This window comes from Mycolicibacter algericus DSM 45454 (assembly GCF_002086455.1).
In the GTDB taxonomy this organism is placed as follows: domain Bacteria; phylum Actinomycetota; class Actinomycetes; order Mycobacteriales; family Mycobacteriaceae; genus Mycobacterium; species Mycobacterium algericum.
Genome location: NZ_MVHC01000027.1, coordinates 32,112 through 46,319, shown reverse-complemented (window position 1 = coordinate 46,319; position 14,208 = coordinate 32,112). Strand labels below are relative to the sequence as shown.

At 69.0% G+C, this 14,208-nt stretch carries 15 protein-coding genes and 1 pseudogene; 9 read left to right on the top strand and 7 right to left on the bottom strand.

Features of this window, described 5'->3' with window-relative positions; all coding sequences use genetic code 11:
• From BST10_RS18355 to BST10_RS24310, 3 genes and pseudogenes are all read left to right on the top strand, one after another.
• Window positions 1–1,282: DUF349 domain-containing protein (locus BST10_RS18355; RefSeq protein WP_207567911.1), on the top strand; the 1,282-nt coding region annotated here is incomplete at its 5' end.
• 74 nt (window positions 1,283–1,356) lie between these two features.
• A complete protein-coding gene (locus BST10_RS18350) occupies window positions 1,357–1,815 on the top strand; it encodes an SRPBCC family protein (RefSeq protein ID WP_013829403.1) in 459 nt (152 codons plus the stop codon).
• Window positions 1,812–2,477, top strand: a pseudogene (locus BST10_RS24310) (phosphodiesterase); the annotation flags it as partial. The gene BST10_RS18350 and the pseudogene BST10_RS24310, both read left to right, overlap by 4 nt.
• A gap of 12 nt (window positions 2,478–2,489) precedes the next feature.
• Here BST10_RS24310 and BST10_RS18340 read toward each other — a convergent pair.
• The gene (locus BST10_RS18340) at window positions 2,490–3,086 is read right to left on the bottom strand and encodes an Rv2732c family membrane protein (RefSeq protein WP_013829405.1); all 597 of its coding nucleotides are present in this window, start codon (window positions 3,084–3,086) and stop codon (window positions 2,490–2,492) included.
• Window positions 3,083–4,549, bottom strand: coding sequence for a tRNA (N6-isopentenyl adenosine(37)-C2)-methylthiotransferase MiaB (gene miaB, locus BST10_RS18335; RefSeq protein WP_083039679.1), 1,467 nt, complete (start codon window positions 4,547–4,549; stop codon window positions 3,083–3,085). The genes BST10_RS18340 and miaB overlap by 4 nt, the downstream gene beginning before the upstream one ends.
• 128 nt (window positions 4,550–4,677) lie before the next feature.
• Here miaB and BST10_RS18330 point away from each other — a divergent pair, with 128 nt between their 5' ends.
• The 5 genes from BST10_RS18330 to BST10_RS18310 all read left to right on the top strand — a co-directional run bounded on the left by BST10_RS18330 (window position 4,678) and on the right by BST10_RS18310 (window position 8,075).
• Complete coding sequence (locus BST10_RS18330; RefSeq protein ID WP_165757211.1) at window positions 4,678–5,406, top strand: amino acid ABC transporter ATP-binding protein; 729 nt, start codon at window positions 4,678–4,680, stop codon at window positions 5,404–5,406.
• The gene (locus BST10_RS18325) at window positions 5,406–6,227 is read left to right on the top strand and encodes a glutamate ABC transporter substrate-binding protein (RefSeq protein ID WP_165757210.1); all 822 of its coding nucleotides are present in this window, start codon (window positions 5,406–5,408) and stop codon (window positions 6,225–6,227) included. Before BST10_RS18330 ends, BST10_RS18325 begins: the two co-directional genes overlap by 1 nt.
• Entirely contained in the window at window positions 6,224–6,901 is a 678-nt protein-coding gene (locus tag BST10_RS18320) for an ABC transporter permease subunit (RefSeq protein ID WP_083039671.1), read from the top strand. The genes BST10_RS18325 and BST10_RS18320 overlap by 4 nt, the downstream gene beginning before the upstream one ends.
• Window positions 6,898–7,782: an amino acid ABC transporter permease gene (locus BST10_RS18315; protein ID WP_083039668.1), complete on the top strand. Its 885-nt coding sequence runs from the start codon at window positions 6,898–6,900 to the stop codon at window positions 7,780–7,782. The genes BST10_RS18320 and BST10_RS18315 overlap by 4 nt, the downstream gene beginning before the upstream one ends.
• 62 nt (window positions 7,783–7,844) lie before the next feature.
• Complete coding sequence (locus BST10_RS18310; RefSeq protein ID WP_013829411.1) at window positions 7,845–8,075, top strand: Rv1893 family protein; 231 nt, start codon at window positions 7,845–7,847, stop codon at window positions 8,073–8,075.
• Between the two features lie 2 nt (window positions 8,076–8,077).
• On the opposite strand, the gene recX is transcribed toward BST10_RS18310, so the two are convergent.
• The 3 genes from recX to BST10_RS18295 form a co-directional block, all read right to left on the bottom strand.
• Window positions 8,078–8,617, bottom strand: a complete 540-nt coding sequence (gene recX / locus BST10_RS18305; protein ID WP_085975772.1) for a recombination regulator RecX — start codon at window positions 8,615–8,617, stop codon at window positions 8,078–8,080.
• Window positions 8,583–10,724, bottom strand: coding sequence for an intein-containing recombinase RecA (gene recA / locus BST10_RS18300; protein WP_083039666.1), 2,142 nt, complete (start codon window positions 10,722–10,724; stop codon window positions 8,583–8,585). Before recA ends, recX begins: the two co-directional genes overlap by 35 nt.
• A 165-nt stretch (window positions 10,725–10,889) precedes the next feature.
• Window positions 10,890–12,110, bottom strand: coding sequence for an oxygenase MpaB family protein (locus tag BST10_RS18295; RefSeq protein WP_083039662.1), 1,221 nt, complete (start codon window positions 12,108–12,110; stop codon window positions 10,890–10,892).
• 76 nt (window positions 12,111–12,186) lie between these two features.
• On the opposite strand from BST10_RS18295, the gene BST10_RS18290 reads away from it, so the two are divergent.
• Window positions 12,187–12,837 (top strand): TetR/AcrR family transcriptional regulator, encoded by a 651-nt coding sequence (locus BST10_RS18290; protein ID WP_083039660.1) that lies wholly within the window; start codon window positions 12,187–12,189, stop codon window positions 12,835–12,837.
• Here the strand turns inward: BST10_RS18290 and BST10_RS18285 are convergent.
• Together BST10_RS18285 and BST10_RS18280 are read right to left on the bottom strand one after the other, a co-directional pair.
• Window positions 12,828–13,022 carry a DUF3046 domain-containing protein gene (locus BST10_RS18285; RefSeq protein WP_013829416.1) on the bottom strand — a complete coding sequence of 65 codons (195 nt, stop codon included), beginning with the start codon at window positions 13,020–13,022 and terminating at the stop codon, window positions 12,828–12,830. The genes BST10_RS18290 and BST10_RS18285 overlap by 10 nt on opposite strands.
• Window positions 13,023–13,036: 14 nt before the next feature.
• Window positions 13,037–14,206, bottom strand: a complete 1,170-nt coding sequence (locus tag BST10_RS18280; RefSeq protein ID WP_083039657.1) for a glycosyltransferase — start codon at window positions 14,204–14,206, stop codon at window positions 13,037–13,039.
• Window positions 14,207–14,208 lie beyond the last annotated feature (2 nt).

Sequence of the window (14,208 nt, the reverse complement as noted above, 5' to 3'; positions counted from 1 at the left end):
ACCTGGGCCCCGCCCCGGCCCCAGATCCGGAGCCCGGCCAGCCCCGGTCGTTACCGGTCCTCCCAGCGCCGATCCGCACCGCTTCGGGCGGGTCGACGACGACGGCACGGTGTGGCTGGTCACCGCGGCCGGCGAGCGGCAGATCGGCTCCTGGCAGGCCGGTGACCCCGAGGCCGCGTTCGCGCACTTCGGTCGGCGATTCGATGATCTGAGCACCGAGGTCGCCCTGCTCGAGGAACGACTGGTCTCCGGGAGCGGCGACGCGCGCAAGATCAAGGCATCCGCGGCGGCGCTGGCCGAGTCGTTGCCGACGGCGAACGTGCTCGGCGACATCGACGCGCTGGCGGCGCGGGTCACCGCGGTCGGCGAGCGTGCCGACGCCGTCGCCGCGGCCAATCGGGCGCAGCGTGACGAGCAGCGGGCCGCGGCGACCGCCCGCAAGGAGGCCCTTGCCGCCGAGGCCGAGGAGCTGGCCGCGAACTCGACGCAGTGGAAAGCCGCCGGCGACCGGTTGCGGGCCATCCTCGAGGAGTGGCGCACGATCACCGGCCTGGACCGCAAGACCGATGACGCGCTGTGGAAGCGTTATGCCGCGGCCCGAGACGGCTTCAACCGGCGGCGCGGTTCGCACTTCGCCGATCTGGACCGCGGGCGAGCGGGGGCACGCGAGGACAAGGAACGGTTGTGCAAGCGGGCCGAGGAGCTGGCCGGCTCCACCGACTGGGCCGCCACCAGCGCCGCATTCCGGGAGTTGCTCACCACCTGGAAGGCGGCCGGGCGGACGACCAAGGACGCCGACGAGGCGCTGTGGCAGCGGTTCAAGGCCGCCCAGGACACCTTCTTCAGCGCTCGAAACGCCGCCAACGCCGAACGCGACGCCGAACTGGTGGCCAATGCCACGGCGAAGGAGGCACTGCTTGCCGACGCCGAGCGGATCGACCCGACCAATCAGAATGCGGCGCGCAGCGCGCTGCGCTCGATCGTGAACAAGTGGGACGAGATCGGCAAGGTCCCCCGCGAGCGCTCTGCCGACCTGGAGCGGCGGCTGCGTGCCGTGGAGAAGAAGATCCGCGACGCCGGCGCGGCCGCCGACGCCGCCGGTGTGGACCCCGAAGCGCAGGCGCGCGCCGCCCAGTTCCGTACCCGCGCTGAGCAATTCGAACGCCAGGCGGAGAAGGCGCAGGCGGCCGGCCGCGACAAGGAGGCCGCCGAGGCCAGCGCCAGCGCCGAACAGTGGCGGCAATGGGCCCAAGCCGCCGAGCAGGCACTCAACCGGCGCTGACCCACCGATGTTTGGCGGCCGGGTAGGCCGGGTTAACCCCTTGGTGACAACGACCATCTCACCTGGGGGGAAGTATGGCCAGCAATATCACCGCAGCTCTCGACGTCGAGCGGCCGATCCGGACGGTCTACAACCAGTGGACCCAGTTCGAATCGTTCCCGCAGTTCATGGAGGGCGTCGAGCGCGTCGAACAGCGCGACGACACCCACCTGCACTGGACGATCAAGGTCGGGCCCGCGACCCGGGAGTTCGACGCCACCATCACCGAGCAGCATCCCGAGGAACGGGTGGCCTGGCGATCCGACACCGGTCCCCGGCACGGCGGCGTGGTGACCTTCCACAAGATCGATGAGGGCACCACCCGGGTGACCACCCAGATGGACATCGACCCGGAAGGCGTCGTGGAGAACGTCGCCGACAAACTCAACATCCTCGACCACCGGGTCCACTCGGATCTCAGGCGGTTCAAGGACTTCATCGAGAACCAACCCGCGGAGACCGGCGCGTGGCGCGGAGACGTGCCGCGGCGCTGACCGGCCCCGCCGCGCGGGTGTTCCGCTGGGGGGCCGCCGCGCGGCACCGTCGGTTGTTTCATCCGTCGGGCGTACTGGCGACCGGCTTCCTGGACCGGGTCGCACCGGCCGACGAGGGTCTGCCGGTGGGGTCGTCGGCCGTCGTCGCTCGTGTTTCCAAGGGTGTAGGCACTCCCGGCGCGGCGCCCGATGCCGTCGGATTGGCCCTGCGGGTGCCCTTCTCGCAGCACGATCCGGACTGCTGGGACATTCTGCTGGTGTCGGCGGGTTCGGGGGTGTTCGGCCGCGCGCTGGGGCTGCGCCCGGTGCTGTCATGGGCGGGCCTGACCATGACCACGCTCATGCCGCTGGGCTATCGGGAAGCCACGTGGTGGCTACGCGCCCGGTTGGTCACGTCGGTGCACGGCTACGGCTTGGCGCTGGGCAGCATGCGGCGCGAGATCGAGCGGGGCCGGGTCTGCTTCGAACTCGACCAGGCCCACGGCACGGGGGACTTTCGTCCGTTGGCCGATCTGGTGCTCACCGGCCTGGATCAGTGCCACGGGGCGTGCCACGACGTGTCGTTCGACCCGATCGTGAACACCGCGCCGGGGGTGGTCCTGCGTCCCCGGTGGCTGGCGGCACTGCGCGCCCAGGCCTATCGGGGAAGCCACGACGGCCGGGGGCGCCGCCGGTCACTCGCCGGGCGGCCGGTCGTCCGGACGCTTGATGTCGTCCAGCAGTCCGCGGGGCTGGCGCTGCGCGGTGCGTCGGCGCCGCTCTTCCTCGGCGGCCAGTTGCACCGCGGTGCGCGACCACACCAGTCGAGCCCAGTGAAACGTCAGCACGATCACCGTGAGCCAGCACAGGATCAGTCCGAAGCCGGGGCCCGGATGGCCTTGCATCACGGTCTGCCGCGACCATACGGCCAGCAGTCCGGCCACGCTGGCCACCGCCGAGCCAGCCAGCGCCACCCAGGCCACCGTCCAGCGCCGGGTCATCAGCGCCAGCATCGAGAACCCGACACCGAACACCAGCGCCAGCCACATGAACAGCCGCGACGGCAGCGTCACGAGCGCTTCGTCGGAACCGTTGGCCGCGAACAACACATCCCAGCCCCGCACGGTTCCGGTATGCGGCAGCAGAAACGACGCCAGCAGCACGAAGACAGCGATCGAGACGACCAGTCCCCTGCCGCCGGGGTCGATTTCGCTGGCGACGCGCCGCTCCGCGGCCTCGATGTCGGCCCGATAAGCCTCGAAGTCGTCCGGGTTGCCGCCGTGACCGCTCATCGCACCGCCCCCGGCATCTTCGGCATGCCCAGCCCGACACCGGGTGGGGGGCCGGCGTGGCGGTCGCCCGCCCGGGTGCGGCGATGACTGTGCAGCGGCCCGTCGGCCAGCAGGTGGTGCGGTGCGGCGCCGGTCACCGTCGTGGTCACCACGTCACCGGGACGCACGTCGGCACCGCCGGGCACGAAGTGCACCAACCGGCCGTCGCGGGCCCGACCGCTCATCCGCGCCGTCTGGGCGTCCTTGCGCCCCTCCCCGACCGCGACGAGCACCTCGACGGTGCGCCCGACCTGTGCCCGGTTCTCGGCCAATGAGATCTCCTCCTGGAGGTCCACCAAGCGGTCATAGCGTTGCTGGACAACCTCTTTGGGCAGCTGGTCGGGCAGCTCCGCGGCCGGTGTTCCGGGACGCTTGGAGTATTGGAAGGTGAACGCGGCAGCGAATCGGGCGGCCCGTACCACCTCGAGGGTGTCGTCGAAATCCCGTTCGGTCTCGCCCGGGAACCCGACGATCAGGTCGGTGGTGATCGCCGCGTCCGGGATGGCGGCCCGCACCCGGTCGAGGATCCCCAGGTAGCGCTCGGCCCGGTAGGAGCGACGCATCGCCCGCAGCACCACATCGGAGCCGGACTGCAGCGGCATGTGCAGCGTGGGACAGACGTTGCGGGTCTGCGCCATCGCCTCGATGACGTCGTCGGTGAACTCGGCCGGATGCGGCGAGGTGAACCGGACCCGCTCCAGCCCGTCGATGTCCCCGCAGGCCCGCAGCAGCGATGCGAACGCCCCCCGGTCGCGCGGCAGTTCCGGGTCGGCGAACGAGACGCCGTAGGCGTTGACGTTCTGGCCCAGCAGCGTCACCTCGAGAACGCCCTGATCGGCAAGCGCCCGAACTTCGGCGAGGATGTCGTCGGGGCTTCGGTCGACCTCGCGGCCCCGCAGCGACGGCACGATGCAGAACGTGCAGCTGTTGTTGCAGCCGACGGAGATGGAAACCCAGGCCGCGTAGGCCGATTCCCGCGCGGCCGGCAACGATGACGGGAACTCCCGCAGCGACTCGACGATCTCGACCTGCGCCTGGCGGTTGTGACGGGCCCGTTCCAGCAGCACCGGCAGCGACCCCAGGTTATGGGTGCCGAACACGACGTCCACCCACGGTGCCCGGCTCAGCACGCCGTCCTTGTCTTTCTGGGCCAGGCAGCCGCCGACGGCGATCTGCATGTCCGGGTTGCTGCGCTTGTTCGGCGCCAGGTGGCTCAGGTTGCCGTAGAGCTTGTTGTCGGCGTTCTCCCGCACCGCGCAGGTGTTGAAGACCACCAGGTCGGCGTCGGTGCCCGCGGCGGCGCGGCGGTAACCGGCCGCCTCCAGCATGCCGGCGATGCGTTCGGAGTCGTGAACATTCATCTGGCAGCCGTAGGTGCGCACCTCATAGGTGCGCAGCTGTTCGGAAATCACCGGCGAACTCACCCGGCCTATGGTACGGCGGCCGGCCTCGGCCGGACCGATCGGATTGACCCGCGGACGGGGATACAACCGCCAACACCGCATCGGTAGGGTCGGATGCCATGACCAGCGGCGGGCCGGATCCCGTGCCGATGATCGCCATCCGGGACGTCAACAAGTACTTCGGCGACCTGCATGTGCTGTGCGACATCAACCTCGACGTCGCCCGCGGCGAGGTGGTGGCGATCCTCGGTCCGTCGGGCTCGGGCAAGTCCACCCTGTGCCGCACCATCAACCGACTCGAGACCATCGACTCGGGCACCATCACCGTCGACGGCGAGCCGTTACCGGCCGAGGGTGCGTCACTGGCCCGGTTGCGGGCGCAGGTCGGGATGGTGTTCCAGTCGTTCAACCTGTTTCCCCACAAGACGGTCCTCGACAACGTCACACTGGCACCGATGAAGGTGCACAAGACCCCGCGGGCGCAGGCTCAGCGTCGGGCGATGGCACTGCTGGAACGGGTCGGGGTGGCCGATCAGGCCCGCAAACACCCCGCTCAGTTGTCCGGCGGGCAGCAGCAGCGGGTGGCGATCGCCCGTTCGCTGGCGATGAACCCGAAGGTGATGCTGTTCGACGAGCCGACCAGTGCGCTCGACCCGGAGATGATCAACGAGGTGCTGGCGGTGATGAGTTCACTGGCCGACGACGGGATGACCATGGTGGTGGTGACCCACGAGATGGGCTTCGCTCGCCGCGCCGCCGACCGGGTGGTCTTCATGGCCGACGGGACGATCGTCGAGGACGCCCCGCCGGCGGAGTTCTTCGGTGAGCCGAAGTCCGCGCGCGCAAAAGACTTTCTCGCCCGGGTCCTCGACCACTGATGCTGGTCAGGCGGCTGTTGCACCGGCTGGCACAGCTTTGTGCCGTGACGGCGGCGGGGTCCGCCCTGGCTGTGCTCGCCGCGGCGTGCACTGCCCACGACAGCGACAAGATCACCATCGGTGTCAAGTTCGACCAGCCCGGGTTGAGCGTCAAAAGACCCGACGGCACGCTCAGCGGGTTCGACGTCGACGTGGCCCGCTACGTCGCCGGGCGGTTGGGCTACCCGACTGAGCGCATCACCTGGCTCGAAGCGCCGTCCGGCCAACGCGAGATGCTGCTGCGCAACGGTCAGGTGGACTATGTGGTGGCCACCTATTCGATCACCGATTCGCGACTGGAGAAGGTCGACTTCGCCGGGCCCTACCTGCTGGCCGGGCAGTCGCTGTTGGTGCGGGCCGACAACAGCGACATCACCGGCACGGCGTCGCTGCAACGCCACAAGAAGTTGTGTTCGGTGTCGGGATCCACTCCTGCCCAACGCATCAAGGACCGCTATCCGGGGGTGCAGTTGCAGCGCTACGACACCTACTCGGCGTGCGTGGAAGCCTTGCGAAACGACGCCATCGACGCGGTGACCACCGATGACGTGATCCTGGCCGGCTATGCCGCCCAGAGCCCCGGTGCGTTCAAGCTGGTCGGCGAACGGTTTTCGCGGGAGGAGTACGGGATCGGCGTGCGCAAGGGCAACGACGGCCTGCGACACCGGATCAACGACGCCATCGAGCAGATGGAGCGCGACGGCTCGTGGCGGGCGGCGTTCATCGACAACTTCGGCGGCGCCGGCTTCGCGGTGCCCGACCCCCCGCCGGTCGCGCGATGATATTCGCCGAGTACCGGGGACAGATTGTCGAGGCGTTCACCGTCACGGTCGAGTTGGCGTTGCTGTCGGGCGGCTTGGCGCTGCTGCTGGGCACCGGGTTGGCGGCGATGCGGCTGGCTCCGGTTCCGGCGCTGCGGTGGCTGGGTGCGGCTTACGTTCATCTGCTGCGCAACACGCCGCTGACCCTGCTGTTGCTGCTGTGCTCATTCGGCCTGGCCCAGACGCTGGGGGTGACGCTGACCGATCCGCATTCGCCGACGTCGGTCGACGACAGCAATTTCCGGCTGGCGGTGCTCGGATTGGGCGTGTACACGGCGTCGTTCGTGTGTGAGGCGTTGCGTTCCGGCGTCAACACGGTGGGGATCGGCCAGGCCGAGGCCGCCCGGTCACTGGGGCTGAGCTTCAGCCAGAATCTGCGGATCATCTTGTTACCCCAGGCTTTTCGGGCGGTGATCATCCCGCTGGGATCGGTGCTGATCGCGTTGACGAAGAACACCACGCTGGCGTCGGCGATCGGGGTCGCCGAGGCGGCGCTGCTGATGAAGTCGATGACCGAGAACACCGCGGCGCTGATGGCGGTGGGTGGCATCTTCGCGGCCGGTTTCGTGGTGCTCACCCTGCCGCTGGGGCTGTTGTTCGGGTATCTGGGCCGGCGCTGGGCGGTGTCGCGATGAGGTCGGCGGCACACGCGACCGTACTGTTCGATGCACCCGGGCCGCGGGCCCGCGTCCGCCACCACGCCATATCGGTGGCGACCGTGCTGACCGTGGCGTTGCTGGGCTGGCTGGTGTATTCACGGCTGTCGGCCAAGGGCCAGCTGGCCGCGGAGAAGTGGACACCGTTTTTGACCGCCGACCTGTGGCGGACCTACGTGCTGCCCGGGGTGACGGGCACCCTGACCGCGGCGGCCTGGGCCATCGGGCTGGCCCTGGTACTCGGTGTGAGCCTCGGCGTCGGCCGGCTGTCGAGCATCCGGCCGGTCCGCTGGTGTTGCGCGGTGCTGGTGGAGTTCTTCCGGGCGATCCCGGTGCTGATCATGATGATCTTCGCCTACTTCGTCTACGGCGTGCTCAACGCGTTTCCGCCACAGCAGCTCGCGTTGGCCGGGGTGGTGACCGGCCTGACGCTGTACAACGGTGCCGTCATCGCCGAGATCGTTCGAGCCGGTGTGCACGCCCTGCCCCGCGGGCAGTCCGAGGCGGCCGCCGCACTGGGGCTGAGCTGGGGCGGCTCGATGCGACTGGTGCTCCTGCCGCAGGCCGTCACCGCGATGCTGCCGGTGCTGGTGTCACAACTGGTGGTGGCGCTGAAGGACACCGCGATCGGCTACCAGATCACCTTCGTGGAGATGGTGCGCCAGGGCACGGTGGTCGGGTCCCAGTACAGCAATTACCTGCCCGCCCTGCTGGTAATCGCGGCGCTGATGATCAGCGGAAACCTGGCGATGTCGGCAGGCGCCACCGCGCTCGAGCGCCGGCTGCGCCGCTCCCGTCGGACCCCGTTGGAGGCGGCCCCGATCGAACCGGAGGGTACTCCGGGAGCCCAGGTCGTATAGGTCTGCGCAGGCCCGGCCCGGCGTCTAGAGTCGGAGCCACCAGCCAGCGACAGGAGACCCTCATGGCCATCACTCCCAAGGACGCTTTCAACGCTGCCCGCGACATCGCCACCCACGCCGTGGAGAAGGCTTCCGACATCGTCGAGGACGCCGGCGACATCATCCGCGGCGACGTCTCCGGCGGTGTCAATGCGATCGTCCAGGACTCCATGGAGATCGCCACTCACGCCGTCGAGCGGACCAAGGAGGTCTTCACCGACCGCGACGGGGCCGACGAGGTCGACGAGGTCTGAGTTCAGACCCGGCGGCGCTCCCGTTCGGCGGCCAGTTCGGCACTGACCACGTCATAGGCGAGCGAGGGGCTATAGCCCCGCCGCGCCAGCATGGCCACCAGCCGCCGGGTGACACGCAGATCGTCCTCCCCGAGGGTTTCGCGACGAAGTTTGCTCTGCACCAGCTGTTCGGCCCGGCCCCGCTCGGCGCCCGCGTCGATACCGGCCAGCGCTCCGGCAATGACGTCTTCGTCGACGCCCTTGGTGCGCAGTTCGGCGGCGAGCACTTTGCGGCCCTTGCCCGCGCGTTCGCGCCGCGACCGCACCCACTGCGCGGCGAAATCAGCGTCGTCGATCAATCCGGCGGTGGCCAGCCGATCGAGCACCCGGGTGCTGACGTCGTCGGGATAGCCCCGTTTGCTCAGCTGCCCGGCAAGCTCTGCCCGGGTGCGGGCCCGCGCGGTGAGCAGGCGAAGGCACAGTGCCTTCGCCTGCTCCTCACGCTTGGCCGGATTGACCTCGGTGGGCTCAGAAGTCGACGGGGGCGGGAAGGACGTCATCAGCCAAGCCATCGGTCAGCACGGCGCCGATGCCGAGCTTCTCCTTGATCTTCTTCTCGATCTCGTTGGCCACGTCGACGTTGGTCAGCAGATAGTTACGGGCGTTCTCTTTACCCTGCCCGAGCTGTTCGCCGTCGTAGGTGAACCAGGAACCGGACTTGCGGATGAAGCCCTGGTCCACACCCATGTCGATCAGCGAGCCCTCACGGCTGATGCCCCGGCCATACAGGATGTCAAACTCGGCTTGTTTGAACGGCGGCGAAACTTTGTTCTTAACCACCTTGACCCGGGTGCGGTTGCCGACCGCGTCGGTGCCGTCCTTGAGCGTCTCGATCCGCCGCACGTCCAGGCGCACCGAGGCATAGAACTTCAAAGCCTTTCCGCCCGTGGTTGTTTCGGGCGAGTTGTGCACCATCACTCCGTCGACGAAGTAATTGTGGTTGCCCTCCACTTCGATGTCGAAGCGATGCATTGAGCGAGTGCGCGGTTTGACGTGTACATCGAGTACCCGGGAGGGCACCAGCCGCTGGGTGGGCTCGACGAACTGCGGTGTCACGGTGCTTTGACCACGGAATCGCGGCAGCAGCTTGTACTCCATCGACGGCGCCATGTAGGGCGCCACCATTTCCTGGAACTGCGCAGTCGCCGCGGTTGAGAACGTCAACACCGCCTTGCCTGCCGAGCCGGACGACCGCAGGCGCACATCCAGGCCGTGAGTGTCGCGCAGGTAATCACGCAACCGAGCCCGGGTACCGTCCGTCATCGCCTCGACGCAGATTTCGATGCGCCCACTGCCACCGGCGGTACGTTCTTGCAATCCCTTGGAGCGTAAGGTGAATGAGCCGTCATCCATGTACCAGATGGCCAGCGCCAGTGGAGTAAGCGCCTTGAGGTAGTCCTCGGAGAGGAACTTCTTACCGTCCCCGAGGTACACCGCGCGCTGCAGCTCCCCCAGCTCGGGCAACGGAGTGAAGTCGACGAAAGTCGCGCCCTGCGCGTTCTCCCGCACCGAGTGGCCGATGTTGCCCATCAGCGCTGTCTTCCACTGCAGGTACTCCACCTGTTTTGCGCCGTGCCCGAGCCGGAACCGCGCACCATTGCGGTCACGCCGATTAGGCGAGAGGTTCCCATCGCCCATCAACGAACCGAGTACGATCTGGAACTGCTGGCCGCTGAGCAGGTGTGGCTCCGCGGTGAGAACCCGATCGCCGGCGATCAGTTCACCGGCTTCAGTCCAGCCGCCCGGGGTGCGAATGAGGTGGTTGGGCGTCGCGGCGAATTGGGATTTACCGTTGCCGCCGGATTTCTCAACGGTGAACTGCAGAAACTTCTCGGTGGGTCCGTTGTCGAACCAGTTGACCACCTTGCGCGGCACCAACTGATCGGTGTCGACGTCGTAGGACAGCACTTCGACGTCCATCTTGTTGTTGACGATCTTGCCGATCTTCTCGGTGGTTCCGTCGGCGAGGGTCACTCGGGTGCTGTAGTTCATGCATCCGAACATCACACCGATCTTCTCCCGCAGCTGGTTGATGAAGATCGCGGTGGTGCCCGAATTGTTCAGCGCGCCGGTCATCTTCCGCAGCGCCTGGCTCATCAGCCGGGCCTGCAGGCCGACGTGGCTGTCCCCCATCTCGCCCTCGATCTCGGCACGCGGAACCAGCGCGGCCACCGAGTCGATGACCAGGATGTCCAGCGCACCGGAGCGGATCAGCGTGTCGGCGATCTCGAGCGCCTGTTCACCGGTGTCGGGCTGAGAAACCAGCAGCGAATCGGTGTCCACGCCGAGCTTCTTGGCATATTCGGGGTCCAGCGCGTGCTCGGCGTCGATGAACGCCGCGATCCCGCCGGCGGCCTGGGCGTTGGCCACCGCGTGCAGCGCCACGGTGGTCTTACCCGAGGATTCCGGGCCGTAGACCTCGACGACCCGGCCGCGGGGCAGGCCGCCGATGCCCAGCGCCACGTCCAGGGCGATGGATCCGGTCGGGATGACCGAGATCGGCTGACGCACCTCGTCGCCGAGGCGCATCACCGAGCCTTTGCCGTAATTCTTGTCGATCTGGGCCATCGCCAGTTCGAGTGCTTTTTCGCGGTCGGGGGCTTGCGCCATGATGCCTCTCCTGTGGTCTCGGTGTTCGGTTGACCGGTTCCCGGTCGGTTGGCCGTGACGCTAGCCACAGGGTCCGACAACCCGGCGAACTCTCTCCACAGTAGGCGAACGGATGTTCGAATCAAGTGCGACACGCGGCGCGGCGGCGTGTCGTATTTTCCAGGCCTAAGCCACCTGCATCACGTGCGCCGAGGCCCCGATGGCGGTGTCCTCGTCGCCCATCATGGTGCGCATGAACTGCTCCTGCTCGCGCCGCCCGCGGGCCGCCGCGCGGTCCAGTCCGCCGGGCAGCGCCAGCGCGGCGGCGCTGCGCAGCAGGTTCACCGGCATCCGCACCAGCGGATACCACGGCAGCACGAACGCCGGAAGGCCCAGCTTGCGCATCGTGCGCGGCCCCAGAAAGCTGCCGGTCACCGACAGGTGTGCCGACCGCGCGATGCGGCGCCGCACGCCGGTCAGCGCGGCATAGTGCCATTGCAGCGGATCGTCGGCCATCGGCCCGGCCAGCTGCATGGTCGACTCGTCGGGCTCAGACAGCGCACCGAGGGTCTGATAGAGGATGCGGACGCCGTCACGGAAGCTGGCCGGCAGCCAGTCCTCGCGGATGCCCATCAGCCAGCCGACGTAGCGGGTCATATGCGCGATGTCCTCGAGTTCGCCCGGCGACAGCACGATTCCCAACCCGATTCCGGCGGCGGGCGGCGCGATCAGCGCCCCCACCAGGGTGGCGGCCATGTCGGTCTGGTTGACCGGCAAGCCCCACTCGTCGCCGCGCCAGTCCGGCAGCGCGGCCACGTGCCGGCGCACGTACTCGTGGATCAGCCGGACCCGGATGGTGGCCTGATATCCGAGACCGAGCGGCTCCAGTCCCCCGTCGCCGGTGACGTCCATCGCCCACTGCAGTGTCTCGGCGAACCGCTTGTTCGAGCCCTTTTCCAGCACGCCGGTGCGCAGCAGGGTCTTGTTGAACGAGGAGAACTGGTAGCCGCCCAGGAAGGACACATCGCGGGCGATGTAGGTGCCATCGGCTCCGCTGCGGCGCAGCGCCCGCTGCCCGCGGCGCACCCGGTCCATGTCGACCCAGTCCGGGATCGGCTCGAACTCAGCGAAGAACTCGCGTAGCGGTTCCGGCGCGTCGGGCACCGCCGCCAGCCCGTCGGCGAGGATCCGCTCGAAGAGCGGCCGTGCCTCGTTGACACCGGACATCCACTCCACCAGCCGCTGCATCGGCTCGTCGCCGACGGTCAGGTCCGCACCGATCTGGCGCCACCGCTGCGGCGACGGCTTGGCGATCGCCAACACTCCGGCCAGCATCCGGATGCTGGCCGGGATCGCGCGAGGCGAGTCCGGATGGCGGGTCGGGATGGCCACGACGGGCGAGTTCATTCGATGCCCCTCCCTCCAGCGCAGATTTTGGATAACAGACGTGTTCCAAATTTAAGCCGCAGGTAGGGTGATGTCAATGAAACGCCCGGGCGTGGTGCGCGACTACGGCGGCATCAGCGCGGTTGACCGCCGCGCCGAACGCCGGGGCAAACTGCTGGCCGCCGGGCGCCGGATCTGGGGTGAATCGGGGCTCGGCGAGGTCACCGTCCGCGGTGTCTGCACGGCCGCGGGGCTGATCCCGCGCTACTTCTACGAGCAGTTCGCCAACCGCGACGCGCTGCTGTTCGCCGTCTCCGATGATGTGCGCGACCAGCTGCTCGAGGCCATGGTCACCGCCGGCGTCGGCGATCCCGGGACGCTCAGCGACAAACTGCGCTCGGCGTTGACGGCCTTCCTCGAGCTGATCGCCGTCGATCCGTACATCCACCGCATCGCCACCTGCGACCTGTCCGCCGTCCCCGGGCTCAGCGAGCACCGGGCGCGCATCCTCGACATGATCACCGACGCGGTCGTCGAACAGGCACCCGGTGTCATCGAGGGCGACCTGCCGGCGCCGGCCGACTTACGCCGCGGCGCCCTGTTCATCGTCGGCGGCGTCAACCAGATCATCGAAGCCTGGCTCGACGATCCCACCGAGACCCCGGCTGAGCTGGCCGCCACCTGCTCGGACCTCGCCGTCGCCCTGGTCCGCAGCATCATGGATACGTCCGATCACGCTCACCACTGATCACGCGGCACGTCGAAGTCCACGCACAACGCGCGCCACACGTCGCGCGGTTCCACCCCGTCCTCGATGGCCTGGGCCGCGGTACGCCCGCCCACCGCGGCCAGCACATGATCGGTCAGCACGGTGGCGCCGTAGGCCGCACCGAAGCGGTGCGTGACCCGCTCGTGGAATTCGGTCAGGCGCACGCGCCCCAACCTACTCAGCCACCCGACAGTGCCTCGTGACACACCCGCACCGGGTCGGCCACCTGGGCGGCGCCGTCGGCGGCCCGTCGCGCGGCGGCACGGTAGCTCGGCGACGCCAGCACCGCGCTCACCGCCTCGGTCAGCGCCGCCGGGCTCAGCGGACGGACCAGCCGTCCACTACCTTGGCGCACAACGCGATTGGCGATCTCCCATTGGTCGCCTCCGCCGGGAACCACCACCAGCGGCAGCCCGGCCAGCAGGGACTTGGCCACCATGCCGTGTCCGCCGCCGCAGATGACCAGATCAGCGCGCGTCAGCAGTTCGTCCTGGCGTCCGAGGCCGGCGACGGCCCATTCCGGCAGCGTCAACTCGGGGCCGTTCAGCCGCGACACCGCCACCCGGGCGCCCGCCGGCAGCCCGGCGCCCGGCACCAGATGCTCCAGCACCAGCTCGGTCAACCCGGCGGCCCCGGTCAACGCCGTGGACGGCGCCACCACGATCAGCGGGCCGGAGCCCGGCGGTACTGCCAGCAGCTCGTCGGTGGGCTCGAAGTGCAACGGCCCGACCACGACCGCCTCGGCGGGCCAGTCGGGCCTGGGCACCTCCAGGGCGGGCAACGTGGCGATCAGGCGCCGCAGCGGGCCCGGGTCGCGCTCCGGCAAACCGATGCCCGCCCGGGCCTCGGCGCGCTGGCGCAGCCCGGTTCGCACCGACCGCGCGGTCAGCGACCGCATCACCACGTCGCGCAGCCGGCCCCGCAACCCGGTGCCGGGCGCCAGGCCGCTGCCGATCGGCGGCAGCCCCTTCGACGGCAAGTACAGCGGATGCGGACTCAGTTCGACCCACGGGATGCCGAGCAGTTCGGCGGCCATGCCGCCGCAGGCGGTGATGACGTCGGAGACCACCAGGTCCGGCGCCAGCTCCCGGAGCTGGTCGAGGTTCTGGCGCGCCATGCGCGCCGCCCGCCGATGAATCTTGGCCCCGGCATCGCCGTCGTCGTCGCCGGCGGCGGGATCCAATCCGATCAGCTCGGCGGCATCCACCCCGGCGACCCGCGCGGTGTCTAGCCACTGCACTCCGGTCAGCAGCGTCGGCGCGTCCCCGGCCGCGGCGAAGCGTCGGCACAACGCCATCGCCGGGAACGCGTGGCCGGGGTCAGGCCCGGCGACCACCACGATGCGCATCG

Excerpts from the sequence above, each read along its gene's own strand:
- BST10_RS18350 (WP_013829403.1), top strand. The coding sequence starts at position 1,357 with ATGGCCAGCAATATCACCGCAGCTCTCGACGTCGAGCGGCCGATCCGG.
- BST10_RS18340 (WP_013829405.1), bottom strand. The coding sequence starts at position 3,086 with ATGAGCGGTCACGGCGGCAACCCGGACGACTTCGAGGCTTATCGGGCC.
- BST10_RS18330 (WP_165757211.1), top strand. The coding sequence starts at position 4,678 with ATGATCGCCATCCGGGACGTCAACAAGTACTTCGGCGACCTGCATGTG.
- BST10_RS18325 (WP_165757210.1), top strand. The coding sequence starts at position 5,406 with ATGCTGGTCAGGCGGCTGTTGCACCGGCTGGCACAGCTTTGTGCCGTG.
- BST10_RS18320 (WP_083039671.1), top strand. The coding sequence starts at position 6,224 with ATGATATTCGCCGAGTACCGGGGACAGATTGTCGAGGCGTTCACCGTC.
- BST10_RS18315 (WP_083039668.1), top strand. The coding sequence starts at position 6,898 with ATGAGGTCGGCGGCACACGCGACCGTACTGTTCGATGCACCCGGGCCG.
- BST10_RS18310 (WP_013829411.1), top strand. The coding sequence starts at position 7,845 with ATGGCCATCACTCCCAAGGACGCTTTCAACGCTGCCCGCGACATCGCC.
- recA (WP_083039666.1), bottom strand. The coding sequence starts at position 10,724 with ATGGCGCAAGCCCCCGACCGCGAAAAAGCACTCGAACTGGCGATGGCC.
- BST10_RS18295 (WP_083039662.1), bottom strand. The coding sequence starts at position 12,110 with ATGAACTCGCCCGTCGTGGCCATCCCGACCCGCCATCCGGACTCGCCT.
- BST10_RS18290 (WP_083039660.1), top strand. The coding sequence starts at position 12,187 with ATGAAACGCCCGGGCGTGGTGCGCGACTACGGCGGCATCAGCGCGGTT.
- BST10_RS18280 (WP_083039657.1), bottom strand. The coding sequence starts at position 14,206 with ATGCGCATCGTGGTGGTCGCCGGGCCTGACCCCGGCCACGCGTTCCCG.